Source organism: Mesorhizobium sp. B283B1A (genome assembly GCF_020165735.1).
Lineage (GTDB): Bacteria > Pseudomonadota > Alphaproteobacteria > Rhizobiales > Rhizobiaceae > Mesorhizobium > Mesorhizobium opportunistum.
Map to the genome: position 1 here is coordinate 47,869 of NZ_JAIUIQ010000034.1, position 22,263 is coordinate 70,131.

24 protein-coding genes and 1 tRNA gene are annotated in these 22,263 nt (G+C 64.6%); 18 read left to right on the forward strand and 7 right to left on the reverse strand.

The features are described 5' to 3' along the window. Positions 1-58: 58 nt before the first annotated feature. The 5 genes from cysK to hrcA form a co-directional block, all read right to left on the reverse strand. Positions 59-1,039 carry a cysteine synthase A gene (cysK, locus tag LB577_RS24585; RefSeq protein WP_224689278.1) on the reverse strand — a complete coding sequence of 327 codons (981 nt, stop codon included), beginning with the start codon at positions 1,037-1,039 and terminating at the stop codon, positions 59-61. 181 nt (positions 1,040-1,220) lie between these two features. After that, a complete protein-coding gene (locus LB577_RS24590; protein WP_224689279.1) occupies positions 1,221-1,838 on the reverse strand; it encodes a LysE family translocator in 618 nt (205 codons plus the stop codon). A gap of 146 nt (positions 1,839-1,984) precedes the next feature. After that, positions 1,985-3,361, reverse strand: coding sequence for a PQQ-dependent sugar dehydrogenase (locus LB577_RS24595; RefSeq protein ID WP_224689280.1), 1,377 nt, complete (start codon positions 3,359-3,361; stop codon positions 1,985-1,987). A gap of 72 nt (positions 3,362-3,433) precedes the next feature. Then, complete coding sequence (locus LB577_RS24600; protein ID WP_013892036.1) at positions 3,434-3,631, reverse strand: hypothetical protein; 198 nt, start codon at positions 3,629-3,631, stop codon at positions 3,434-3,436. Positions 3,632-3,700: 69 nt separating this feature from the next. Then, a complete protein-coding gene (gene hrcA, locus LB577_RS24605; RefSeq protein ID WP_023765306.1) occupies positions 3,701-4,783 on the reverse strand; it encodes a heat-inducible transcriptional repressor HrcA in 1,083 nt (360 codons plus the stop codon). A 208-nt stretch (positions 4,784-4,991) separates the two neighbouring features. Here hrcA and rph point away from each other — a divergent pair, with 208 nt between their 5' ends. The 6 genes from rph (at position 4,992) to LB577_RS24635 (ending at position 8,905) form a co-directional block, all read left to right on the forward strand. After that, entirely contained in the window at positions 4,992-5,708 is a 717-nt protein-coding gene (rph, locus tag LB577_RS24610; protein WP_013892034.1) for a ribonuclease PH, read from the forward strand. Between the two features lie 179 nt (positions 5,709-5,887). Then, positions 5,888-6,298, forward strand: coding sequence for a VOC family protein (locus LB577_RS24615; protein ID WP_224689281.1), 411 nt, complete (start codon positions 5,888-5,890; stop codon positions 6,296-6,298). Beyond that, positions 6,298-6,960: an RdgB/HAM1 family non-canonical purine NTP pyrophosphatase gene (gene rdgB / locus LB577_RS24620; RefSeq protein ID WP_224689282.1), complete on the forward strand. Its 663-nt coding sequence runs from the start codon at positions 6,298-6,300 to the stop codon at positions 6,958-6,960. The genes LB577_RS24615 and rdgB overlap by 1 nt, the downstream gene beginning before the upstream one ends. Continuing rightward, a complete protein-coding gene (gene hemW, locus LB577_RS24625; RefSeq protein ID WP_224689283.1) occupies positions 6,957-8,120 on the forward strand; it encodes a radical SAM family heme chaperone HemW in 1,164 nt (387 codons plus the stop codon). The genes rdgB and hemW overlap by 4 nt, the downstream gene beginning before the upstream one ends. Positions 8,121-8,122: 2 nt before the next feature. Further along, positions 8,123-8,446, forward strand: coding sequence for a low molecular weight protein tyrosine phosphatase family protein (locus LB577_RS24630; protein ID WP_224689284.1), 324 nt, complete (start codon positions 8,123-8,125; stop codon positions 8,444-8,446). A gap of 21 nt (positions 8,447-8,467) precedes the next feature. Next, entirely contained in the window at positions 8,468-8,905 is a 438-nt protein-coding gene (locus tag LB577_RS24635) for an EamA family transporter (RefSeq protein WP_224689285.1), read from the forward strand. A gap of 73 nt (positions 8,906-8,978) precedes the next feature. Here the strand turns inward: LB577_RS24635 and LB577_RS24640 are convergent, their stop codons facing one another. Further along, a complete protein-coding gene (locus tag LB577_RS24640; RefSeq protein ID WP_224689286.1) occupies positions 8,979-9,173 on the reverse strand; it encodes a hypothetical protein in 195 nt (64 codons plus the stop codon). Positions 9,174-9,850: 677 nt separating this feature from the next. On the opposite strand from LB577_RS24640, the gene LB577_RS24645 reads away from it, so the two are divergent. From LB577_RS24645 to LB577_RS24655, 3 genes are all read left to right on the forward strand, one after another. Further along, the gene (locus LB577_RS24645) at positions 9,851-10,810 is read left to right on the forward strand and encodes a formyltransferase family protein (protein ID WP_224689287.1); all 960 of its coding nucleotides are present in this window, start codon (positions 9,851-9,853) and stop codon (positions 10,808-10,810) included. A gap of 76 nt (positions 10,811-10,886) precedes the next feature. After that, a complete protein-coding gene (rsmI, locus tag LB577_RS24650) occupies positions 10,887-11,795 on the forward strand; it encodes a 16S rRNA (cytidine(1402)-2'-O)-methyltransferase (protein ID WP_224689288.1) in 909 nt (302 codons plus the stop codon). After that, positions 11,788-12,165: a YraN family protein gene (locus LB577_RS24655; protein WP_023765317.1), complete on the forward strand. Its 378-nt coding sequence runs from the start codon at positions 11,788-11,790 to the stop codon at positions 12,163-12,165. Before rsmI ends, LB577_RS24655 begins: the two co-directional genes overlap by 8 nt. A 99-nt stretch (positions 12,166-12,264) precedes the next feature. On the opposite strand, the gene LB577_RS24660 is transcribed toward LB577_RS24655, so the two are convergent. Next, complete coding sequence (locus tag LB577_RS24660; RefSeq protein ID WP_224689289.1) at positions 12,265-13,071, reverse strand: undecaprenyl-diphosphate phosphatase; 807 nt, start codon at positions 13,069-13,071, stop codon at positions 12,265-12,267. A 320-nt stretch (positions 13,072-13,391) separates the two neighbouring features. Between LB577_RS24660 and LB577_RS24665 the strand changes: the two genes are divergently transcribed. The 9 genes from LB577_RS24665 to LB577_RS24705 all read left to right on the forward strand — a co-directional run bounded on the left by LB577_RS24665 (position 13,392) and on the right by LB577_RS24705 (position 22,128). Next, positions 13,392-14,084: a glutathione S-transferase family protein gene (locus LB577_RS24665; RefSeq protein ID WP_013892024.1), complete on the forward strand. Its 693-nt coding sequence runs from the start codon at positions 13,392-13,394 to the stop codon at positions 14,082-14,084. Continuing rightward, the gene (gene queG / locus LB577_RS24670; protein WP_224689290.1) at positions 14,065-15,219 is read left to right on the forward strand and encodes a tRNA epoxyqueuosine(34) reductase QueG; all 1,155 of its coding nucleotides are present in this window, start codon (positions 14,065-14,067) and stop codon (positions 15,217-15,219) included. Before LB577_RS24665 ends, queG begins: the two co-directional genes overlap by 20 nt. Then, a complete protein-coding gene (locus LB577_RS24675) occupies positions 15,216-16,115 on the forward strand; it encodes an SDR family oxidoreductase (protein WP_224689291.1) in 900 nt (299 codons plus the stop codon). The genes queG and LB577_RS24675 overlap by 4 nt, the downstream gene beginning before the upstream one ends. Before the next feature lie 50 nt (positions 16,116-16,165). Beyond that, the gene (gene mepA / locus LB577_RS24680; protein WP_224689292.1) at positions 16,166-17,245 is read left to right on the forward strand and encodes a penicillin-insensitive murein endopeptidase; all 1,080 of its coding nucleotides are present in this window, start codon (positions 16,166-16,168) and stop codon (positions 17,243-17,245) included. 179 nt (positions 17,246-17,424) lie between these two features. Further along, entirely contained in the window at positions 17,425-18,444 is a 1,020-nt protein-coding gene (locus LB577_RS24685; protein ID WP_013892020.1) for a glucokinase, read from the forward strand. 143 nt (positions 18,445-18,587) lie between these two features. Then, positions 18,588-20,447: an ABC transporter ATP-binding protein gene (locus LB577_RS24690; RefSeq protein ID WP_224689293.1), complete on the forward strand. Its 1,860-nt coding sequence runs from the start codon at positions 18,588-18,590 to the stop codon at positions 20,445-20,447. 47 nt (positions 20,448-20,494) lie between these two features. After that, the gene (dapB, locus tag LB577_RS24695) at positions 20,495-21,307 is read left to right on the forward strand and encodes a 4-hydroxy-tetrahydrodipicolinate reductase (RefSeq protein ID WP_224689295.1); all 813 of its coding nucleotides are present in this window, start codon (positions 20,495-20,497) and stop codon (positions 21,305-21,307) included. A 40-nt stretch (positions 21,308-21,347) separates the two neighbouring features. Next, a complete protein-coding gene (locus LB577_RS24700) occupies positions 21,348-21,968 on the forward strand; it encodes a 2,3-bisphosphoglycerate-dependent phosphoglycerate mutase (RefSeq protein WP_023765324.1) in 621 nt (206 codons plus the stop codon). 75 nt (positions 21,969-22,043) lie between these two features. After that, a tRNA-Leu gene (locus tag LB577_RS24705) sits at positions 22,044-22,128 on the forward strand. Positions 22,129-22,263: the final 135 nt, after the last annotated feature.

A 22,263-nucleotide genomic window follows, 5' to 3' on the forward strand; every position in this document is an offset into this window, starting at 1 on the left:
CGATGCAGAACTTTCTATGCTGTCGGGCGAAGGATCTCGGCGCTTAAGTTCCGCGCGCCTACGCCCCCAGCCCTTCGAACAGGATCGTCGACAGGTAGCGTTCGGCGAAGTCGGGGATGACCACAACCAGGGTCTTGCCCTTGTTTTCCGGCCGCGAGCCGACGACGATTGCCGCCTGCAGCGCGGCACCCGATGAAATGCCGACCGGCACGCCTTCGAGGCGGGCGACGAGACGGGCATTGGCGACGGAATCCTCGTTCGAGACCTTGACGATCTCGTCATAGATCGTGGTGTCGAGGATTTTCGGCGCGAAGCCGGCGCCGATGCCCTGGATCTTGTGCGGACCGGGCTGGCCGCCCGACAGCACCGGCGATGCCTCCGGCTCGACGGCGACGACATGCAGCGAGGGTTTGTGCTTCTTCAGCACCTGGCCGACGCCGGTGATGGTGCCGCCGGTGCCGATGCCGGCGACGAAGATGTCGACCCCGCCATGCGTGTCGTTCCAGATCTCCTCGGCCGTCGTCTTGCGGTGGATCTCCGGGTTGGCCGGGTTTTCGAACTGCTGCGGGATGATCGCGTTGGGGATGGTCGCGGCCAGCTCGTCGGCCTTGGCGATGGCGCCTTTCATGCCTTTCGGGCCCTCGGTCAGCACCAGTTCGGCACCGAGCAGCGCCAGCATCTTGCGGCGCTCGACCGACATCGTTTCCGGCATGGTCAGGATCAGCTTGTAGCCCTTGGCGGCGGCGGCGAAGGCGAGCGCGATGCCGGTGTTGCCGGAGGTCGGTTCGATCAGCGTGGTCTTGCCGGGAGAAATCTTGCCGGCCTCCTCCAGCGCCTCGATCATCGCCACGCCGATGCGGTCCTTGACCGAAGCGATCGGGTTGAAGAATTCGAGCTTGGCGACGAGCTTGGCGACGATGCCCTTTTCCTTGGCGAATTTGTCGAGCCGCACCAGGGGTGTGTCGCCGATCGTGTCGGTGATGGAATTATAGATGCGGCCGCGGCCGGGGGCGCGGGCGGAGGTGACAGGCTTGTTCATTGGTTTCGCTCCCAGGAGTCAGGCAAGTAATTTCAGGCAATTGGCGGCAAAGGGCCTTCGGTCGCGCAAGATAGACCGTCAGCGAAGAATATCCGAGTGGGGCGCATGTCTAAAGCGCCTCCGTCTCGGAAAACCGTTTTCCGAAAAGGCCGATATCTGGAATATTTTGGCCGAGCAGAGGCTATTGGCGGGCGGCGATCGCCGCCGCGGCGCCGACCATGAAGCCGGCGGCGGTGCGGTTCAGCACCTTCAGCGCACGCGGCGATTTCAGGAACCAGCGCGCCTTGGCGGCCAGCGCAAGGTAGGGCACCGGCACGACGAATAGGACGACGATCGTCAGCGCGACCAGAATGCCGTAATCGGCCAGCGTGATGGTCTTCAGGTCGACGATGGTGGGCGTGATCGCCAGGTAGAAGATCATCGTCTTCGGATTGCCGAGCGTGACGGTCAGCCCGGCGACGAAACTCGACGCCAACCCGCCCTTGCCCTTCTTCGCCTCGACGGTTTCAGCGGTGATACCGGCGGTCCAGAAACGCCAGCCGAGAAAAGCCAGATACGCGACGCCGGCCCATTTGATCGCCAGGAACACCATGCCGAAAGTCTGCGCGACGAAGGCGAGGCCGAGCACCACGGCGGTCAGGTAGGTGAGGTCGCCGAGCATCAGGCCAAAGGACATGGCCAGCGATGAACGGAAGCCGGAGCCGAGCGCCCGCGCGACCAGCGCGGTGACGCCGGGACCGGGAATGGCGGCGGCGATGCCGAGGGCGGCACTGTAGGCGAGAAAGCCGGTGAGGGTCATGGCTGGTGGTCCCGGATTGGCCTGCCTTGTCGCATGGAACGGGCCAGAATTGAATTCTCTGGGGTCGGAATCCATTGCACCAGACATCCGAGATACGTCGCGCTGGCCCCCTCATCCGGGTGAAGGGGCTGCGCCGCCCTGCAGGATCAGGAACGGCCGCCATCGTAGGTCACGCGCCAGATGGTGCCGTTGCCGTCTTCGGTCACGATCAGCGCGCCATCCTTGGCCACCGTCACGCCGACCGGCCGGCCCCACACCTCGCCGTTGGAGACGACGAAGCCGGTCATGAAATCCTCGTATTCGCCGGTCGGCTTGCCATCCCTGAACAGCAGGCGCACGACCTTGTAGCCGGTCCTGTTGCCGCGGTTCCAGGAGCCGTGCAGGGCGACGAAGGCATCGCCGCGGTATTCCCTCGGAAATCCCGCGTCCGCGGGCAGGTCCTTGCCGTCGTAGAAGGCGATGTTGAGCGGCGCCGAATGCGCCTGCATCAGCACATCGGGAATATCGACCTTGCCGGCAAGGTCGGGGCGCTCGCCGTTGTGGCGCGGATCTTCGTTGTTGCCGATATAGTACCAGGGCCAGCCATAGAAGGCGCCTTCCCTGACCGATGTGGCGTATTCGGCTGGCACATTGTCGCCGAGCGCATCGCGCTCGTTGACGACGCACCACAGCGCGCCGGTCGCCGGCTGGACGGTCATGCCCGAGCAGTTGCGCAGGCCGGTGGCGACGGTGCGGCCGTTCTTGCCGTCGGGGTCGAAGGCCTGCACGTCGGCGCGTCCCTCTTCGGAGCCCCAGCTGGCGCCGAGCGGCTTTGACTTGACCCATGCCTCGAGTCCGCCTCTCGGGTTCTTGCCCATTTCCCCGGCGGCGTTCGAGCCCGAGCCGACCGACAGATAGAGCGTCTTGCCGTCAGGCGAAAAGGCGATGTCGCGCGTCCAGTGATGGTTCGAGGGAATGTCGTCGACGATGGTTTCCGGGTCGGCGGATGCCTTGAGGTCGCCATTGCGGTAGGCAAAGCGCACGATGCTGTCGCTGTTGGCGACGTAGACCCATTGCGGGTCGCTGCCCGGCGGGTAGAAGGCAATGCCGTAGGGCTGGTTGAGATCGCCGGCGAAGATGCTTTTCTCGGCGGGTTTGGCGCTGCCCTCGGTCAGGCGGTAGACGCGGACCTGGTTGGCTTCGCTGTCGGCGACGAACAGGTCGCCATTGGGTGCTGTGCGCACCACCCGCGGATTGTCGATGCCCGACGCGATCAGCTCGGCTGAAAAGCCTTCCGGCAGTTGGGGTTTGGCGTCCGCCGGCCTTTCGGCAAGGCCGGCGCTGTTCGAGGCCGACTTGGCGACATTGGGCTTCGGCAGGTCTTCCGGCTTGATCAGGCGGCGCACGCCGGGCTTGTCGGCGCGCCAGTCGCCAAAGGCGGCCGGACCCTTCAGCACCGGCTGATCGGCCTGCTGGGCGAACGCCGCGGTCGCGAGGAGCAGTGCGGAAAGCCCCAGTCCGGCCATTCGGGTCCCAGCGATCATTGTCGTCCCTCCACCTGGTCGCGAAGGAAATCAACGGCCGGTTTGTCCCTGGGTTCCGTCTTGCTTCCGGGTTCAGGTCCCGGCGGCGTAAAAATCGTCGTCGAGGCGCTTTTCCAAGGCGACGAGATCCGCCGGCAGCGGCAGGCCCATGGCGCGCATTTCGCGCAGCTTCTCGCGCAGCTGTTCCTGGATTTCGTGCTGGTCTTCCGGCTGGTTGACCATTTCCTCCAGCAGCAGGCTGATCCGGGCCTTGAACTCTTCGAGCGCCATTCTTTTTCTCCTTGGCGGCCAGGAAGCGCAGGAAGTCGCCGCTCGCAGGCCGGCTGAATATCAATACACCTAGCGCAGCATGCGCGATATCAGCTGTGCCGTGTAATCCACCATCGGCACGATGCGCGCGTAATTCAGCCGGGTCGGGCCGATGACGCCGAGCGCGCCGACGACGCGGGCATCCTTGTCGCGATAGGGCGCGACCACCAGCGACGAGCCCGACAGCGAGAACAGCTTGTTTTCCGAGCCGATGAAGATGCGCACCCCTGATCCCTGCTCGGCCAGGTCAAGCAGCTGGATCAGCCCATCCTGCGTCTCCATGTCCTCGAACAGGTGCCGCAGCAGTTCGATATCGGCCTGCGCGGTGACGTTTTCGAGGAGGTTGGCCCGGCCGCGCACGATGAGCCGCGCCGGCAGGCCGCTTTCGGCGCCCGCCCATACCGCCAGCCCCTTCTCGACGAGATCCTGCGACAGCGTGTCCAGCGCTGCCCTTGTCTCTTCCTTGATGCGAGCGATCTCGGTCCGTGCCTCGGCCAGCGTGCGGCCTCGAATATGCGCGTTGAGGAAATTCGAGGCCTCGTGCAATTGCGAGACGGTGATGCCGGCGGGCAGCTCGACGACGCGGTTTTCGACGTCGCCATTCTGCGACACCAGCACGGCAAGTGCCTTGGTCGGCTCCAGCTGGATGAATTCGATGTGCTTCAGCGCCACCTCGTTCTTGGCGGCCAGCACCAGGCCGGCGCCGCGCGACATGCCCGACAGCATCTGGCTGGCCTCGGTCAGCATATGCTCCAGCGTCGCGCCCGAGCCCGAGGCCCGCACCTGTGCCTCGATGGTGCGGCGCTCCTCGTCGGAGAGGTCGCCAAGTTCCATGAAGGCATCGACGAAGAAACGCAGGCCGGCCTGCGTCGGCAGCCGGCCGGCCGAGATGTGCGGCGCATAGATCAGCCCGAGATGTTCCAGGTCGCTCATCACATTGCGGATGGTAGCCGGCGACAGCGAGGAGGGCAGGATGCGCGACAGGCTGCGCGAGCCCACGGGCTCGCCATCCCTGAGATAGGAATCGACGATGCGCCGGAAGATGTCGCGTGAGCGCATGTCGAGTGATTGAAGTGCGGGCGATTGCGAACTCGGATCGACTGCCTTGGTCATACGGCCAAAAACCTCCTTGTTCAGGATATAGACTTCGGCACGGTGGGCGCAACCCGGTGTCTGCATCAGATCGCCCGGCGTCTGCGTCAGATCGCCCGGCGTCTGTGTACGGCCATTTTCCTTTGCGCCCTAGGCTTGGTGAGGCTACAAGCCGGCCACGAATCCGAAAAAATGCCGATTTTGAAGAAATAACGGGAAAGAAGCCTGAATGCGCCCCTCCAAACGCCAATTCGACGAAATGCGCGCCATCTCCTTCGAGCGCGGCGTCTCCAAGCACGCCGAAGGCTCGTGCCTGGTGAAGTTCGGCGACACCCATGTCCTGTGCACGGCGAGCCTCGAGGAGAAGGTGCCGGGCTGGATGCGCAATTCCGGCAAGGGCTGGGTGACGGCCGAATATGGCATGCTGCCGCGCTCGACCGGCGAGCGCATGCGCCGCGAGGCATCCGCCGGCAAGCAGGGCGGCCGCACGCTGGAAATCCAGCGTCTCATCGGCCGTTCGCTGCGCGCCGTGGTCGACCTGCAGGCGCTGGGCGAACAGCAGATCACCGTCGACTGCGACGTCATCCAGGCCGATGGCGGCACCCGCACCGCCTCGATCACCGGCGGCTGGGTGGCGCTGTACGACTGCCTGCGCTGGATGGAAGCGCGGCAGATGACCAGCGTTTCCAAGGTGCTGAAGGACCATGTCGCGGCGATTTCCTGCGGCATCCATGACGGCCAGCCGGTCATCGACCTCGATTACATCGAGGATTCATCGGCCGGCACCGACGCCAATTTCGTCATGACCGGCAAGGGCGGCATCGTCGAGATCCAGGGCACCGCCGAGGGCGAGCCGTTCTCCGAAGGGCAGTTCGCGGATTTGATGGGCCTGGCCAAGAAAGGCATCCAGCGCCTGGTGAGTTTGCAGCAGATGGCGGTGGCTTAGGGCCAAATGGCGAGCTTGAGCGCCCCCCTCTGGCCTGCCGGCCATCTCCCCCTCAAGGGGGGAGATCAGCTATCCGGTTGGGTTTCGCCAATTTCCGGCGGCGTGAGATGCGAGGCGTTGAAACTGCCAATCTCCCCACCTGAGGGGGAGATGGCCGGCAGGCCAGAGGGGGGCGCCTCGTGACGCCCTCCGCCATTCTTGAATCAGCCCTCTACGTCACCGATCTGGCGGCGGCCGAAGCCTTCTACTCCGACACCCTCGGCCTTCACCTCCTCGGCAAGCTCGAAGGCCGCCACCTCTTCTTCCGTTGCGGACCCGGTGTGCTGCTCATCTTCAACGCCGAGGCAACCAAGATCCCACCCGCGCCCGATACCAAGCTGAAGGTGCCGCCGCATGGCACGGTCGGCGAAGGCCATCTCTGCTTTGCGGCGACCGCTGACGAACTCGCCGGCTGGAAAGCGCTTCTGGAGGCCAAAAAGATCGCCATCGAAAGCGAATTCGAATGGCCGCAAGGCGGCCGTTCGATCTATATACGCGACCCCTCGGGCAATTCGATCGAGTTTGCCGAGCCAAGAATCTGGGGCCTTTGATGCATAATCTTGACGGCAAGAAGATCGTCGTTGCCAGCCACAATGCCGGCAAGCTGCGCGAGTTCGCCGACCTGATGCGGCCGTTCGGCTTCGAGGCGAAGTCGGCCAAGGACTATGGCCTGCCGGAACCCGACGAAACCGGCACCACATTCGAGGAAAACGCCTACATCAAGGCGCTGGCCGCCGCGAAGGCGACCGGCCTGCCGGCGCTGTCCGACGATTCCGGCCTGTGCGTCGACGCGCTCGATGGCGCGCCCGGCGTCTACACCGCCAACTGGGCCGAAACCCCTGACGGCAGCAGGGATTTCGCCATGGCCATGCAGCGCACCGAAGTGGCGTTGCAGGAAGTGGGAGCCGCTTTGCCGGAGCAGCGCAAGGGCCGCTTCGTCGCCGTCATCTGCCTCGCTTTCCCCGACGGTGAGGCCGAATATTATCGCGGCGAGGCTGAGGGCACGCTGGTCTGGCCGCCGCGCGGCGAGCTCGGCTTCGGCTACGACCCGGTGTTCTTGCCGGATGGTTTCGACAAGACGTTTGGCGAGATGAGCGCCGAGGAAAAGCATGGCTGGAAGCCTGGCCAGTCGACCGCGCTGTCGCACCGTGCCCGTGCCTTCCAGAAATTCGCCCAGGCACGATTGGATCTGGCGAGATTGGGCGAGGCATGAGCATGCTGCTCGACCGGGCCCCCGGCTTCGGCGTCTACATTCATTGGCCGTTCTGCGCGGCCAAATGCCCTTATTGCGACTTCAACAGCCATGTTCGCCACCAGCCGGTCGACCAGGAGCGCTTTGCCGCCGCCTTCGAGGCGGAACTAGCGACGATGCGCCAGCGCACCGGCCCGCGTGAGGTGACAAGCATCTTTCTCGGTGGCGGCACGCCCTCGCTGATGAAGCCGGAAACCGTGGCCAGGGTTCTGGACGCCGTCGCCAGGAACTGGACCGTGCCTGACGGCATCGAGGTGACGCTGGAGGCCAATCCGTCCTCGGTCGAGGCCGAACGGTTTCGCGGCTACCGGACGGCCGGCGTCAACCGCGTCTCGCTTGGCGTACAGGCGTTGAACGACAAGGATCTGCGCTTCCTCGGCCGCCTGCACAATGTCGAGGAGGCCTTGCACGCCATCGGGCTGGCGCGGGAAATATTCCCGAGGCTCTCCTTCGATCTCATTTACGCGCGGCCCGGCCAGACGCCGGAGGCCTGGGCATCGGAGCTCGAACAGGCGATCGGCCATGCCGCCGACCATCTGTCGCTCTACCAGCTGACCATCGAGGAAGGCACGCCCTTCCACGCGCTGCACGCGGCGAAGAAATTCATCATCCCCGACAACGACCACGCCGCCGACCTCTATGCGCTGACGCAGGAGATCACCACGGCGCATGGTTTGCCGGCTTACGAGATTTCCAACCACGCCCGGCCGGGCGCCGAAAGCCGCCACAACCTCACCTACTGGCGATATGGCGAATATGTCGGCGTCGGTCCCGGCGCGCATGGCCGCTTCGTCGAGCATGGCCGCCGCACGGTGACGATCGCCGAGCGGATGCCGGAAACCTGGGCCAATCTGGTCGAGGCCAAGGGCCACGGCATCACCGGCGGCGAGACCCTGACGCGCTCGGAAGAGGCCGACGAGTTCCTGCTGATGGGGCTCAGGCTGGCCGAAGGCATCGATCTGTCGCGCTACGAGGCGTTCTCCGGTCGCGGCCTGTCGAGCGCGCGGCTGTCGGTGCTGCAGGGCGAAGGGCTGGTGGCGCCGATCGGCAATACGCGGCTCCGCGCCACAGCGGCCGGCATGATCGTGCTCGACGCCGTGGTGGCGGATTTGGCGCGCTAACTTTGAAAAACGTCCTCTTCGTCTGCAGCCAGAACCGCTTGCGCAGCCCGACGGCCGAACAGGTGTTTGCCAAGCGCCAGGATATCGAAGTCGCGTCGGCGGGAACCAACCACGACGCCGATACGCCGCTGACGCATGAGCTGGTCGCCTGGGCCGACATCATCTTCGTCATGGAAAAGGTGCACCGCACCAAGCTGCAGAAGAAATTCAAGGCCAGCCTGACGAAGGCTCGGGTCATCTGCCTCGATATACCCGATAACTACGAGTTCATGGATATGGAGTTGATCGAGCTTCTTAAGGCGCGCGTTTCACGCTATCTCGGTTGAAACCCGAAGCGCGAGGCCCGAATGAACCTGACCTTCTCCTCCTGGCAATTCTGGGCGCTGCTGTCCGCGGCTTTCGCCGCCCTGACGGCGATCTTCGCCAAGGTCGGCATCGAGAACATCAATTCCGATTTCGCCACCTTCATCCGCACGGTCATCATCCTGGCCGTGCTCGGGGCGATCCTGCTGGCAAGCGGTCAGTTCCAGTCGCCGTCCACGATCTCGGCAAAGACCTGGCTGTTCCTCGGCCTCTCCGGCCTGGCGACCGGGGCCTCCTGGCTCTGCTATTTCCGCGCGCTGAAGATCGGCAATGCGGCGCAGGTGGCGCCCATCGACAAGCTAAGCGTCGTGCTTGTGGCGGTGTTTGGTGCGATCTTTCTCGGCGAGCGCCTCTCCGGAGCGAACTGGCTTGGCGTCGCCCTTATCGCGGCGGGTGCTGTGCTGGTCGCCTATCGGGGGTAGCGGCACGCCATGGCGTGCGCTCTTCGTTTCAAGACGGGTGATGAAAATATCGAAGCGATTGGGCATCGTCCGGTCAGTGCTCCGTCGTGCTGTGGGGTTCGGTGTCGGAATGCCTGATGGTTGTCGGCACGGTGCTCATCGGCAAGCCGCTTGCGGGCCGCTTGGTCAGGCTAGCGTCGGTCTCTGCAGGCAGCCGCTTGTCCTTGGCAACGCGGTTGCGGCCGGCATAATAGGGCTCGAAAGCGTCCTGTATCTTGAGGCTGTCCATCATCTCCTCCCGGGGAATTAGGGACTAAATCTGCCAGACCCGGTTTCGTTCCCTACTGTGGCAAAGGAATGGCAAGGAGTTTCCATCAGCCATCGACACGATCGGGCAGGAGTTCCGCGCGGAGGCATTAGCGCACGGGTGATGCGCTGGGCAGGTCCGACTGGAATTGGTTCTTAAACCCCGCCGATCGGGGAAGTGCAGACTTGAATGTCGGTCCGGCTTTCAGGTTCCGCGAGGGGATAGAGGTCTAGAATCCCCGCCGCGGCATCGATGCTCCGTTCAACAACCAAAAGCCCGTCGGACGGAACCGGCGGGCTTTCATTATTACATCTGGATTGTCAGTCCACCGTCTTGGACGGAGGCGACCCAAGTGCGACGACAGCCGATAGCCGCTCTCTCTTAACCAGCGCAGGCTTCTCATAGATTTTCTTCATGGCACATCCCCCGCAGTTTTCTCGATGACAGAAATGCCGTCCGCCGCCTCCTGTTGTCAAGTCGGCACGAGAGAAGCTGGCGGCTTTTCGATTGCCAGCCGACGCCAACCGCTGCACTGGTGTTTCCTTGTGCCGCGCAACAATAGGGAACGGACAGATATGATAAAGCAGCCTGTCCCGGCGTCGGCTGTAATCGGTGTCTCCGCAGACAACGGCCGTGGCCGGCCGATTACGGCGATTTTCTTGCTGAACATCGATAGACACACAGGTGCGCTGCTTGCCGGATGGGTAGGGTCGGGCAACCGTATCGGCGCCATCGTCCACCTTGGTCTCCAACGCCGGCCAAAGGGCTCTGTTGTCGGCAACTTCCGAAGAAGCCTGCAGCGCAGGTTTCGGCTCAAGCGGTATCTGGGCAATGTCCCCGTCAAGCTGATCGAATTTAGCAGACCGTATGATTGGGATGCGCTCGAGCGCCAATTGTCTGAAATCAACTCCGATGTGCTGATCTCCTATGCTTTCCCGAGCTTGATTCCACAGCGGGTGCTTGCCGGATTTCGCAAGGGCGGGCTCAATCTTCATCCTTCGCTGCTCCCCAATTATCGTGGCCCGCACCCCATCCATCGAATGGTCGTTGACGGCCAGCATCTGGCTTGTGGCGGGGTGACGCTGCACAAGATGTCGGCAGGTTACGATGAGGGTGACATTCTCGCGCAGGTGACGTTTTCCGAAGCGCAATGGGCGTCGAAACAGGCCCTGGCCCACGCTACCTCGTCCGCTTTCCGATTGCTTGTGAGCGATGCGGTGCCGGCCTATTGCCGTGGCGCCCTGTCAGGGGTGCCGCAGCCGGCCGGTGACTTCATATGGGCGCGGCTGGAGTCCGCCCATATGATGATCTCACCTTCCATGCCCATGGAACATGTCGCACGGCTATGGCACGTATTGGGGATAGTGCCCGGCATCTATCTGTCGACGGCCGGTGGCAACGTGAGGCTCGGGTTCCAGATACGAAGGTTGGGGCCTCCGACAGGAGGGGTTCCAATCAGGCGATGGGCAAGCATCGAGTTTGATCTCGCCGATGGCAGGGTCGTTCACCTCACCTACAGCCGCCTGCTCAAACGGCTGGTCAAGATGCACGCTATGCTGGCATGCGCCAGGCTCGGAGAATCGCATCTTGAAATACGGTTTTTCGACCAATCGACGTGAGCTTTTTGCAAGCCCGCGCCAGCCATGCCAAACAAGGATTTGGCAGGCCAAACAGGGCCGAACGGAGAGTTGATCTGTGACCGGTGAGACGGGCAAGCGCAGCTATGTGGTCGGGCAGGCCGAGATCGCGGCCCGGCCGCTGGAACCGGCGCTCTATCTGGTGGCGACGCCGATCGGCAATCTCGCCGACATCACGCTGCGCGCGCTGGAGACGCTGGCCGCCGCCGACATCGTCGCCTGCGAGGACACGCGAGTGTCGCGCGTGCTGCTCGACCGCTACGGTATCCGCCGCCGCACCACGGCCTATCACGAGCACAATGCCGGCGAGGCCGGGCCGAGACTGATATCGTCGCTTCAGGCCGGCCAGAGCGTGGCGCTGATTTCCGATGCCGGCACGCCGCTGGTGTCCGATCCAGGCTACCGGCTGGTCGGCGAAGCGCTCGACCAGGGCATTCGCGTCGTGCCGATCCCCGGTCCGTCGGCGCCGCTTGCCGCGCTGACGGCGTCGGGCCTGCCGTCGGACGCTTTCCTGTTCGCCGGCTTTTTGCCGGTCAAATCAGGCCAGCGGCTGACACGGCTGGAGGCGCTGAAAGCCGTGCCGGCGACGCTGATCTTCTTCGAATCGCCGCGCCGGCTGGCTGAGTCGCTCGGCGCCATGGTCGAAGCCCTCGGCGGCGAACGCAAGGCCGCCATTGGCCGCGAATTGACCAAGACGTTCGAGGAGATGCGCACCGGCACGCTGCAAGCGCTGGCCGACCACTATGCGGCGGCCGATACGCCGAAGGGCGAGATCGTCGTCTGTATCGGTCCGGCAGAGGCCAAGGCGGACGAGCCGGCCGATATCGACCGGTTGCTTTTGTCGCTCGCCGCCGAGATGCCGGCCTCCAAGGCGGCGGCGGAAGCGGCCAAGATGACCGGCGGCCAGAAGCAGACGCTTTACCGGCGGCTCCTGGAACTGAAGGATATGGAAGGCAGCGGTGGCTGAGCGCCCGACCGCCAGCCGCCAAAAGGCCTATCGGCGCGGCCATCGCGGCGAATGGCTGGCCGCGGTGGCGCTGATGCTGAAGGGTTACCGGATCCTGGCGCGCCGCCACCGCACCCGCTTCGGCGAGATCGACCTCATCGCGCGGCGCGGCGACCTCGTGCTGTTCGTCGAGGTCAAGGCGCGCCGCACGCTGATGGAGGCCATGGAGGCGATCGGTCATGAATCGGAGCGCCGCATCGAGGGGGCGGCCGACATCTGGCTGTCGCGGCAGGCGGATTATGGCAAGCTGTCGATGCGCTTCGACATGGTCGCGGTGCTGCCCTGGCGCTGGCCGGTGCATGTCGAGAATGCGTTTTATGGGAGGAGTTAGAGGGTTACTTGCCGGCGTTGCTCGCCCTTCGCTGGCTCAGGGCGTTCGTCGTTCGGAAAGCCAAGCAATTGGCTTTCCGTCCGCTACGCGGACCACTCCTCACCCCCAGATCATCAACGCCACCAGTCCGATGCCGCCGACCACCAGCCGCCACCAGCCGAACAGCGAATAGCCGTTGCGCGAGACGTAATCGAGCAGGAAGCGCACCACGATGAGCGCCGTGACGAAGGCGGCGACGAAGCCGATGGCGATGATCGGCAGGTCGGCACTGCTCAACACGTTGCGGTTCTTGAACAGGTCGAAGGCGAAGGCGCCGACCATGGTCGGGATGGCGAGGAAGAACGAAAACTCCGCCGCCGCCCGCTTGTCGACGCCCAAAAGCAGCGCGCCTACGATGGTCGAGCCCGAGCGCGAGGTGCCGGGGATCAGCGAGAGGCACTGGAACAGGCCGATCTGCAGGTAAAGCCGGGTCGGAAACCGCTCGACGTCGCGATAGACCGGCTTGAGATTCATGCGGTCCACCGCCAGCAGCACGACGCCGCCGATGATCAGCATGATGCAGATCAGCCTTGGCGATTCGAACAGCACCGTCTTGATGAAATCATGCGCCAGCGCGCCGATGATCGCCGCCGGCAGGAAGGCGATGAGGATGCCGATGACGAAATGCCTAGTCAGCCGGTCGTGCGGCAGTTCGAGCAGCATTTTCCAGAGGCGGCGGAAATAAACGCTGAGGATCGCCAGGATGGCGCCGAGCTGGATCAGGATCTCGAAGGCCTTGCCGGTCGAGTGGAAGCCGAGGAAATGACCGGCGAGCAGGATATGACCGGTCGAGGACACCGGTATGAACTCGGTCAGCCCCTCCAGCAGGCCGAGCAGCAGGGCTTCGACGAAGGTCTGGCTTTCCATGGCTACCTCGGCATTTGCGTGATGGCTGACAGAACGGCTTGCTTGTCATGGCCTGCAAGTCCCCCTATAGGTCGCAGCACCCTGACGGCCCGCTAACCGGGCGGCCAAGACTTACCGGTGCGCCCTGCGATTCGCCAGTGTGGCAATCCGGAATTCGCCACAGCTGGGACGAGCGCGATGCGCGAATTCCGGATTCTGAGCCACACTGCCAACTTAAGTTCTGGTGTGGTTTGGATTTGAAGTTCCTGAACGCGGATGCCGTTGAGGGGACAGGAACTTCAAATCCGAACCACACCAGTGCGCTTTATCATCGCGGAACCATGCTGACGCTTTTCCACCATCCCATGTTCGCCACCTGCCGCTTTGTCCGCCTCGCCTTTGGCGAGTATGGCGAGGAGTTGGCGCTGATCGAGGAGAAGCCGTGGACGCGGCGCAAGGAGTTCCTGGCGCTGAACCCGGCCGGCACGCTGCCGATCCTTTTGGCCGAAGGCGACGTGCCGATCGTCGGCGCAACGGTCATCTCGGAATATCTCGACGAGACGCGCGGGGTCTTGAAGCGCGACAAGCGGCTGTTCGCCGAGGACCCGATGCAGCGTGCCGAAATCCGCCGGCTGATCGACTGGTATCTCAACAAGGCCGAAAGCGAGGTCACAAGGCATCTGGTGCGCGAGCGCGTGCTGAAGCCGATCATGCCGGAAACGGCGGGCGGCGGCTCACCCGATTCGGGCGCGATCCGTGCGGCGCGCGCCAACATCCGCCAGCACATGAAATACACCAACTGGCTGGCCGGCACCCGCCATTGGCTGGCCGGTTCCAGGGTCACCTATGCCGATCTCGCCGCCGCCGCGACGCTGTCGGTGCTCGACTATCTCGGCGAGATCGACTGGCGCGAACACACTGCCGCGCGCGAGTGGTACACGCGGGTGAAGTCGCGGCCCTCCTTCCGGCCGCTTTTGACCGACCGGGTGCGCGGCCTGTCGCCGGTGTCGCATTATGCGGACCTCGACTTCTGACGCCGCGAAACTGCGCGCGCTGATCGACGCGGAGGCGCGTCGCGCCGGCTTCGACGCCGTCGCCGTCACCTCTCCCGATGCGATCCCGTTGGCGCCGTCGCGGCTGGCCGAATTCGTCGCCGACGGTTTTCACGGCTCGATGGACTGGATCGCCGAGACGCTTGCGCGGCGCAGTGAGCCTTCCACGCTCTGGCCTGAAGTGCGCTCTATCATCGTGCTGGCGATGAACTACGGACCGGACCACGATCCGCGCGATCTGCTGGCCAGGCGCGACCGGGGCGCGATCTCGGTCTATGCGCAAAACCGCGACTATCACGAGGTGATGAAGGGGCGGCTGAAGGAGATCGCCGGCAAGATCGTCGCGCGCGCCGGCGGCGACGTCAAAGTGTTCGTCGACACTGCACCGGTCATGGAAAAGCCGCTTGCGGAAGCCGCGGGCCTGGGCTGGCAGGGAAAGCACACCAATCTGGTCAGCCGCGAACACGGCTCCTGGCTGTTCCTCGGCACCATCTTCACCACTGCGGAGCTTGTCCCTGACAGCGCCGAGATCGACCATTGCGGCTCCTGCCGCGCCTGCCTTGATGCCTGCCCGACCGATGCCTTCCCGGCGCCCTATAGGCTCGATGCGCGGCGCTGCATTTCCTACCTCACCATCGAGAACAAGGGGCCGATCCCGCATGAATTCCGCGAAAAGATCGGCAACCGCATCTATGGTTGCGACGATTGTCTGGCCGCTTGCCCCTGGAACAAGTTCGCCAGGGCGGCTTCCGAGGCAAAACTCGCCGCGCGCGACGATCTGCGTGAGCCGGTGCTCGCCGACCTGCTCGAACTGGACGATGCAGCCTTCCGTGCCTTCTTCTCGGGCTCGCCGATAAAGCGCATCGGCCGCGACCGCTTCCTCCGCAACGTGCTGATCGCAGCCGGCAATTCCGGCGATGCCGCGCTCGCCGGCACCGTGCGCGGACTGCTAGGCGATGCTTCGCCGCTGGTGCGGGGCGCGGCAATATGGGCGCTGGCGCGGCTTGTGCCTGAGACCGAATATGCCGAACGGGCCGCCACCGGCCTGGCAACCGAGAACGATGCGGCGGTGCGCGAGGAATGGCGCCTGGCGCGGCCAACCAGGGCACAGGCATGAGCGAAAAACAGGTCTTGATCTTCGGCGCCGGCTACTCGGGCAAGGCCTTTGCCCGCGCCAATCCGTGTGCTGCCACGATCATCGGCACCACGCGCTCGCCCGACAAATTCGAGGCGCTGCGCCAGGCCGGCATCGCACCGCTGTTGTTCGACGGCGCGCTGACCGCTGAAGTCGGCGAGGCGCTGAAGAAAACGACGCATCTGGTGATCTCGGTCGCCCCGGACGACGCCGGCGATCCCGTGCTGAATGCCGCCCGCGCGGCGATCGCTCGAATGCCGGCGCTGGAGTGGATCGGTTATCTCTCCACCGTCGGCGTCTATGGTGATTATGCCGGCGCCTGGGTCGATGAAACAGCCGAATGCCGGCCGGTGTCGAAGCGCTCGGTGATGCGGGTCGCGGCGGAACAGGATTGGCTGAAGCTCGGCCGGGACATCGACCGGCCGGTGGCGATCCTGCGGCTATCGGGCATTTACGGTCCGGGCCGCAACGCCCTGGTCAATTTGGAAAACGGCACCGCGAGGCGATTGGTCAAGCCGGACCAGGTGTTCAACCGCATCCATTGCGACGACATTGCCGGCGCGCTCTGGCAGCTCATCGGGAGCAACAAAGGCGGCATCTTCAACGTCACCGACGATGAGCCGGCACCGCCGCAGGATGTCGTCGCCTATGCCGCGTCGCTGATGGGCGTCACGCCGCCGCCCGAAATTCCTTTCGACACCGCCCAACTTTCGCCCATGGCGCGGTCCTTCTATGGCGAAAACAAACGGGTCGCCAATGCGGCGATCAAGGCGGCGGGCTATCGCTTTCGCTTTCCGGATTACCGCGCTGCCTTCGACCATATGTGGGCTGACGGCAACTGGCGCGACGGCGAGGCGCGCAGCCCGATGAAGCGCTGACTGTTGCGTGCTATGATTCGGTCTTGGGCTTGCGTTGGGGATCCGGTTTCATGAATACGGCGATGCGGCTGGGCAAGAAATCACTGTTGGCGGCGGCACTTGGCCTGCTCGCTCTCGCTGCGCAGCCTGCAATGGCCGAGGAGCGGGCCAAAGACCTGTTCGGCGCCAAGAAACTGCCGGCGGCGACCGCGGCGCAGTCGATCGGCTTCTACTCCAAGGGCTGTTTCGCCGGCGGCGTCGCCATTCCAATGGACGGCCCGACCTGGGTGGTGATGCGCCCCTCGCGCAACCGCCGCTGGGGCCATCCGGCGATGATCGCGGTGATCGAGAAATTGTCGCGCGACGCTGCCGCCGATGGCTGGCCCGGCCTTTTGATCGGCGACATTTCGCAACCGCGCGGCGGCCCGATGATGACCGGCCATGCCTCGCACCAGATCGGCCTCGACGCCGATATCTGGCTGACGCCGATGCCCAGCCGACCGCTGTCGACGGCGCAGCGCGAATCGATGAGCGCCACCTTGATGGTCGATGAGAAGACCCATCTGGTGAAGGACGCATTGTGGACGCCGCAGCACACGGCGCTTCTGAAACGGGCGGCAAGCTATCCGCAAGTCGAGCGCATCCTGGTCAATCCGGGCATCAAGAAAAAGCTCTGCGACACCGTCAAGGGCGACCGCGCCTGGCTGCGCAAGGTCAGGCCGTTCTGGGGCCACGACTATCATTTCCACATGCGCATCGGCTGCCAGCCGGGTTCGCCCAATTGCAAGGCCCAGGAAACGACGCCGGATGATGACGGCTGTGGCAAGCCATTGGCCTGGTGGTTCACGCAGGAACCCTGGCGGCCCAACAAGAACCCCGATGCGCCGAAAGCCCGCGACGTGATGACGATGGCGAACCTGCCCAGCGAATGCCGCGCCGTGCTCGACGCGCCGGGGCCGGCCTCGGCCGAGGCCGCGACCTACCATGGCGGCGCCGTGCCGGTCGCGGTGGTCGCATCCGAACCGGAAGCGCCGGCACAGCCCGTCACCACGGTCAGCGGCGCTGGCGATTTGCCAAGCGCGGCCAATGCGTTCGCGGCCACCCCCAGGATGGGCGCTCCGGTGCCGCGGCCACGACCGCCGGCGAACTGACTGCCGCGCACAATGATAGCGTCCCTCGCCCCGTTTACGGGGAGAGGATGCCGGCAGGCAGGTGAGGGGCGGCGCCGGCGCTTGAAAACTGGCACTGAAGCGGCTTTCCCTTTGCGGGACCATGCGCTAGTCAACGACGAGGCGGCGAGAAGCTGCCGAGAACGAGGCGGACGAAGAGCATGGCAGGCGATGACGACACTTTGCTGCGGTTTCCGATCCTGATCGGCGACATCGGCGGCACCAATGCGCGCTTTTCGATCGTGCTCGACGCCAATTCCGAACCTACCGAGCCGCAAATCGTCCAGACCGCCAACTACAACACCATCGACGAGGCGATCCAGGCGGCCGTGCTCGACCGCTCGTCGGTGCGGCCCAATTCGGCGGTGCTGGCGGTGGCCGGGCCGGTCGACGGCGACGAGATCGAGCTCACCAACTGCCCTTGGGTGGTCAAGCCCAAGCAGATGTTCGCCAATCTCGGCCTGAGCGACATCGTCGTGCTCAACGATTTCGAGGCGCAGGCGCTGGCCGTCGTCGCGCTCGGCGAGGAGCACATGGAAAAGATCGGCGGCGGCACGCCGGAGCCCAATGCCGGGCGCGTCGTGCTCGGACCCGGAACGGGCCTCGGCGTTGCCGGGCTGGTCCATGCGCTGCGCCACTGGATCCCGGTGCCCGGTGAGGGCGGCCATATGGACATAGGCCCACGCACGCCACGCGATTTCGAGGTTTTCCCGCATATCGAGAAGCTCGAGGGCCGCATTTCGGGCGAACAGATCCTGTGCGGGCGCGGTCTGGTCAACGTCTACCGGGCGGTGGCCAAGGCCGACGGCAAGCCGGCGCCCTTCACCACGCCGGCCGAGGTCACCGGCGCGGCATTGGCCAAGACTGATCCGGTCGCGCAGGAAGCGCTGGAGACTTTCGTCACCTGCCTCGGGCGCACCGCCGGCGACCTTGCCCTTGTGTTCATGAGCCGTGGCGGCGTGTTCTTGACCGGCGGCATCGCGCAGAAGATCGTGCCGGCGCTGAAGCAAGGCAATTTTCGCGCTGCCTTCGAGGACAAGGCGCCGCACAGCGCGCTGATGCGCACCATGCCGGTCTATGTCATCACCCATCCGCTGGCCGCACTTCTGGGCCTTGCCGCCTATGCCAGGAACCCCTCCCTGTTCGGCGTCCAGACGGCGGGCCGGCGCTGGCAGGCCTGAAGCTCGGGGGCCGCGATCCGCTTGGGCGCCCGCGACGAAGTTAATCAGCCGCGGCCATAGGCAAGCCGGCCGCATGGCGCTAAGAGGGGTGCCGAATTTGCAGCCCGGTCCTACGAGGCGGAAAACCACAAAGCGCTCCCGATTTGACCCTTCAAGCCCCACACAAACAGAAAGTCCGGCCCAGCGAGGTCACGGCGGTGCTCCGCCGCATCCTCGCTGAAAACGGCAATGAGTATCGCTGGACCTATGTCGTTGCCGTCACCTGCCTGCTGATTGTTTCCGGCACCACTGCCTTCACAGCGTGGATCATGGCCCCGATGATCAACCAGATCTTCTACGAACGGCGCGGCGATATGATCGTCTGGATCTGCGCCGGTTTCATGGGCGCCTCAATGCTGCGCGGCTTCGCCGGCTACGGCCAGGCCGTCGCGCTGGCCAAGATCGGCAACAATCTGGTCGCGCGCTACCAGAAGCGCAGCTTCGACCATCTGATGAAGCTCGGCGTCGACTTCTTCAACGATACGCGTTCCGGTCGGCTGGCGGCACAGGTCAACGAGAATGTCGGCGGCGTTCGCGATCTGCTGTCGCTGACACTGACCTCGATCAGCCGCGACGCGGTCACGCTGATCGCTCTCGTCGGCGTCATGATCTACCAGGATCCGGTGTTGTCGCTCAGCTCGCTGCTGATCGGCCCGCCGCTGATTTGGGCCGTCGTCTACATCACCCGCCGACTGCGGCGCATCAACCGGGAATCCGTGCTGATCAATTCGCGGCTGAACGGGTCCGTGCAGGAGGCCACGCAGGGCATCGCCATCGTCAAGGCCTTTACCCTGGAGCAGGAACTGGCACGGCGCATCGGCATCATGGCCGATACGGCCGAGCAGCGTAACAACAAGATCGCTCGCGTCTCGGAGCGGCTGTCGCCGATTTCCGAGATCCTGGGCGGCCTCGCCATTACCTCCGTGCTTGCCTATTCCGGCTACCGGGCGCTGGTGCTGGGGCAACCGCCGGGCGCGGTGTTTTCCTTCATCACCGCGCTGATCATGGCCTACGACCCGGCAAGACGCCTGGCGCGCACACAGGTGGGCATGGAACGTGCGCTGGTCAACGCGCGCATGATTTACGAGTTGCTGGACCTGGAGCCGAAACAGGGCGACGCGTCCGATGCCGTCGAGGCCAGGATCACCACCGGCGAGGTGCGGTTCGACAATGTGACGTTCGGCTACAGCGCCGACCTGCCGGTGCTGAGGGATCTGAGCTTTACCGCCGCCGCCGGCAAGGTGACGGCGATCGTCGGTGCGTCGGGCGCCGGCAAATCGACGCTGGTGGCGCTCCTGCAGCGCTTCTACGACGTCGACCAGGGCACCATCGAGGTCGATGGCCAGGACATCTCGAAAGTGACCAAGCATTCGCTGCGGCAGTCGATCGCCTATGTGGCGCAGGCACCTTATCTGTTCGAGGGCACGATCCGCGACAACATCCGCTACGGTCGTCTGTCGGCCACGGACGCCGAGATCGAGCAGGCGGCGAAACAGGCGGCAGCCGACGAATTCATCCGCCAGCAGCCGCAAGGTTACGACACGCCGGTCGGCGAAGGCGGCTCGACCCTTTCCGGCGGCCAGCGCCAGCGCGTCTCGATCGCCCGCGCCATCGTGCGCCAGGCGCCGATCCTGCTGCTCGACGAGGCCACATCGGCGCTCGACAACGAGGCCGAGGCGCGCGTCCAGGAGGCGCTGACGCATGTCATGCAAGGGCGCACGACGATCGTCATCGCGCACCGGCTGTCGACGGTGATCAATGCCGACCACATTATCGTGCTGGAAGAGGGACGGCTGGTCGAGGAAGGCACGCACGCGACGCTGATGGCCGACCCGGACAGCATCTATGCCCGCTTCCACCGCATACAGGGCGTCAAGGGCCTGGGGCTTGTCGACGACAGCGCGCCGATCCAAACTTCGGGCCGAGACCTAGAGACGCAAAACATCGCCGGGAGCACGGCATGAGCGAGACATCGGCAACAACCGGCAGGCCTGCAAGCGATGGCAAGCCTATGAGCGATATGGGCCTCGTGGTGGTGGGTGCTGCCGGCCGCATGGGCCAGACGCTGATCCGCGCCATCCACACCATTCCGGGCGCGCGCGTCATCGGCGCCGTCGAGCGGGCGGGCTCGCCGCATCTGGGCAAGGATGCCGGCGAACTGGCGGGCATCGGCATCATCAATGTGTCGATATCAGACGATCCGCTGCCGGCCTTCGCCAAGGCCGACGGCGTGCTCGATTTCACCACGCCGGCCTCGACGGTCGAATTCGCCGGCTACGCGGCGCAGGCGCGCATCGTCCATGTCATCGGCACCACCGGCTGCTCGGTGGAAGACAATGCGAAAATTGCTGCCGCCGCGCGCCACGCGACGATCGTCAAGTCGGGCAATATGAGCCTCGGCGTCAGTTTGCTGGCGGTGCTGGTCGAACGTGCGGCGCGGGCGCTCGACGCCGACGATTTCGACATCGAGATCCTCGAAATGCACCACAGGCACAAGGTCGACGCGCCGTCCGGCACCGCGTTGCTGCTCGGCGAGGCTGCCGCCGCCGGACGCGATATCGCGTTGGCTGGCAATGACGTGCGTTCACGCGACGGCCACACAGGCGTGCGAAAAACCGGCTCGATCGGCTTTGCCACGCTGCGCGGCGGCTCTGTCGTCGGCGACCACAGCGTAATCCTGGCCGGCACCGGCGAGCGCATCACGCTGTCTCATCATGCCGAGGACCGTGCCATCTTCGCCCGCGGCGCCGTCAAGGCGGCGCTTTGGGCACGCGGCAAGAAGCCGGGGCTGTATTCGATGCGGGACGTGCTCGGCTTAAGCTGAGGCGGACCGTCACATCTTGTAGCGATTGTAGGGAGCAAAAATGTCGAGAACCCTCGTGCTCGTGCGCCACGGCCAGAGCGAATGGAATTTGAAAAACCTGTTCACCGGCTGGCGCGACGTCGACCTGACCGAGCAGGGTCACGCCGAGGCCAAGGCCGCCGGGCAAAAACTGAAGGCGCGCGGCCTGAAGTTCGACATCGCCTTCACCTCTGCCCTGGTCCGGGCGCAGAAGACCTGCCAGCACATTCTCGACGCTGTCGGCCAGAGCGACCTCGAGACCATCCGCGACCAGGCGTTGAACGAGCGCGACTATGGCGACCTTTCCGGCCTCAACAAGGACGATGCCCGCAAGAAATGGGGCGAGGACCAGGTGCATGTCTGGCGCCGTTCCTACGACGTGCCGCCGCCCGGCGGCGAAAGCCTCAAGGACACCGGCGCGCGCGTCTGGCCCTATTACCTGCATGACATGCAGTCGCACGTGCTGCGCGGCGGCACCGTGCTGGTTGCCGCCCACGGCAACTCGCTACGCGCGCTGATCATGGCGCTGGACGGCAAGTCGGGCGAGGAGATCGTCAAGCTGGAGCTCGGCACCGGCGTGCCTGTCATCTACCAGCTCAACGCCGATTCCACCGTGGCGTCGAAGGAAGTCCTGGAGGGCTGAGCCGGCAAGCGGCGAACCGCTTTGAAAAAAGCGCGTTGACAGCCATCGCTTGCCCGCTTACATGAGCCCGCACCAGCCCAGATGGCGGAATTGGTAGACGCGCACGGTTCAGGTCCGTGTTCCGCAAGGAGTGGAGGTTCGAGTCCTCTTCTGGGCACCAAATTCCCGTTTTGAACCGTTTTATGTGGTTCAGACGCTCAGACAAAAAGCCCGGTTCGTGAACTGACCCCGTAAAGTTGGACGGTTCATTGATTTGGTAGGTTTAAGGGCTGGGTCCTGTATTGCACAGGGCTCA

Excerpts from the sequence above, each read along its gene's own strand:
- cysK (WP_224689278.1), bottom strand. The coding sequence starts at position 1,039 with ATGAACAAGCCTGTCACCTCCGCCCGCGCCCCCGGCCGCGGCCGCATC.
- LB577_RS24590 (WP_224689279.1), bottom strand. The coding sequence starts at position 1,838 with ATGACCCTCACCGGCTTTCTCGCCTACAGTGCCGCCCTCGGCATCGCC.
- LB577_RS24595 (WP_224689280.1), bottom strand. The coding sequence starts at position 3,361 with ATGATCGCTGGGACCCGAATGGCCGGACTGGGGCTTTCCGCACTGCTC.
- LB577_RS24600 (WP_013892036.1), bottom strand. The coding sequence starts at position 3,631 with ATGGCGCTCGAAGAGTTCAAGGCCCGGATCAGCCTGCTGCTGGAGGAA.
- hrcA (WP_023765306.1), bottom strand. The coding sequence starts at position 4,783 with ATGACCAAGGCAGTCGATCCGAGTTCGCAATCGCCCGCACTTCAATCA.
- rph (WP_013892034.1), top strand. The coding sequence starts at position 4,992 with ATGCGCCCCTCCAAACGCCAATTCGACGAAATGCGCGCCATCTCCTTC.
- rdgB (WP_224689282.1), top strand. The coding sequence starts at position 6,298 with ATGCATAATCTTGACGGCAAGAAGATCGTCGTTGCCAGCCACAATGCC.
- hemW (WP_224689283.1), top strand. The coding sequence starts at position 6,957 with ATGAGCATGCTGCTCGACCGGGCCCCCGGCTTCGGCGTCTACATTCAT.
- LB577_RS24635 (WP_224689285.1), top strand. The coding sequence starts at position 8,468 with ATGAACCTGACCTTCTCCTCCTGGCAATTCTGGGCGCTGCTGTCCGCG.
- LB577_RS24640 (WP_224689286.1), bottom strand. The coding sequence starts at position 9,173 with ATGGACAGCCTCAAGATACAGGACGCTTTCGAGCCCTATTATGCCGGC.
- LB577_RS24660 (WP_224689289.1), bottom strand. The coding sequence starts at position 13,071 with ATGGAAAGCCAGACCTTCGTCGAAGCCCTGCTGCTCGGCCTGCTGGAG.
- LB577_RS24665 (WP_013892024.1), top strand. The coding sequence starts at position 13,392 with ATGCTGACGCTTTTCCACCATCCCATGTTCGCCACCTGCCGCTTTGTC.
- queG (WP_224689290.1), top strand. The coding sequence starts at position 14,065 with ATGCGGACCTCGACTTCTGACGCCGCGAAACTGCGCGCGCTGATCGAC.
- LB577_RS24675 (WP_224689291.1), top strand. The coding sequence starts at position 15,216 with ATGAGCGAAAAACAGGTCTTGATCTTCGGCGCCGGCTACTCGGGCAAG.
- mepA (WP_224689292.1), top strand. The coding sequence starts at position 16,166 with ATGAATACGGCGATGCGGCTGGGCAAGAAATCACTGTTGGCGGCGGCA.
- LB577_RS24685 (WP_013892020.1), top strand. The coding sequence starts at position 17,425 with ATGGCAGGCGATGACGACACTTTGCTGCGGTTTCCGATCCTGATCGGC.
- dapB (WP_224689295.1), top strand. The coding sequence starts at position 20,495 with ATGAGCGATATGGGCCTCGTGGTGGTGGGTGCTGCCGGCCGCATGGGC.
- LB577_RS24700 (WP_023765324.1), top strand. The coding sequence starts at position 21,348 with ATGTCGAGAACCCTCGTGCTCGTGCGCCACGGCCAGAGCGAATGGAAT.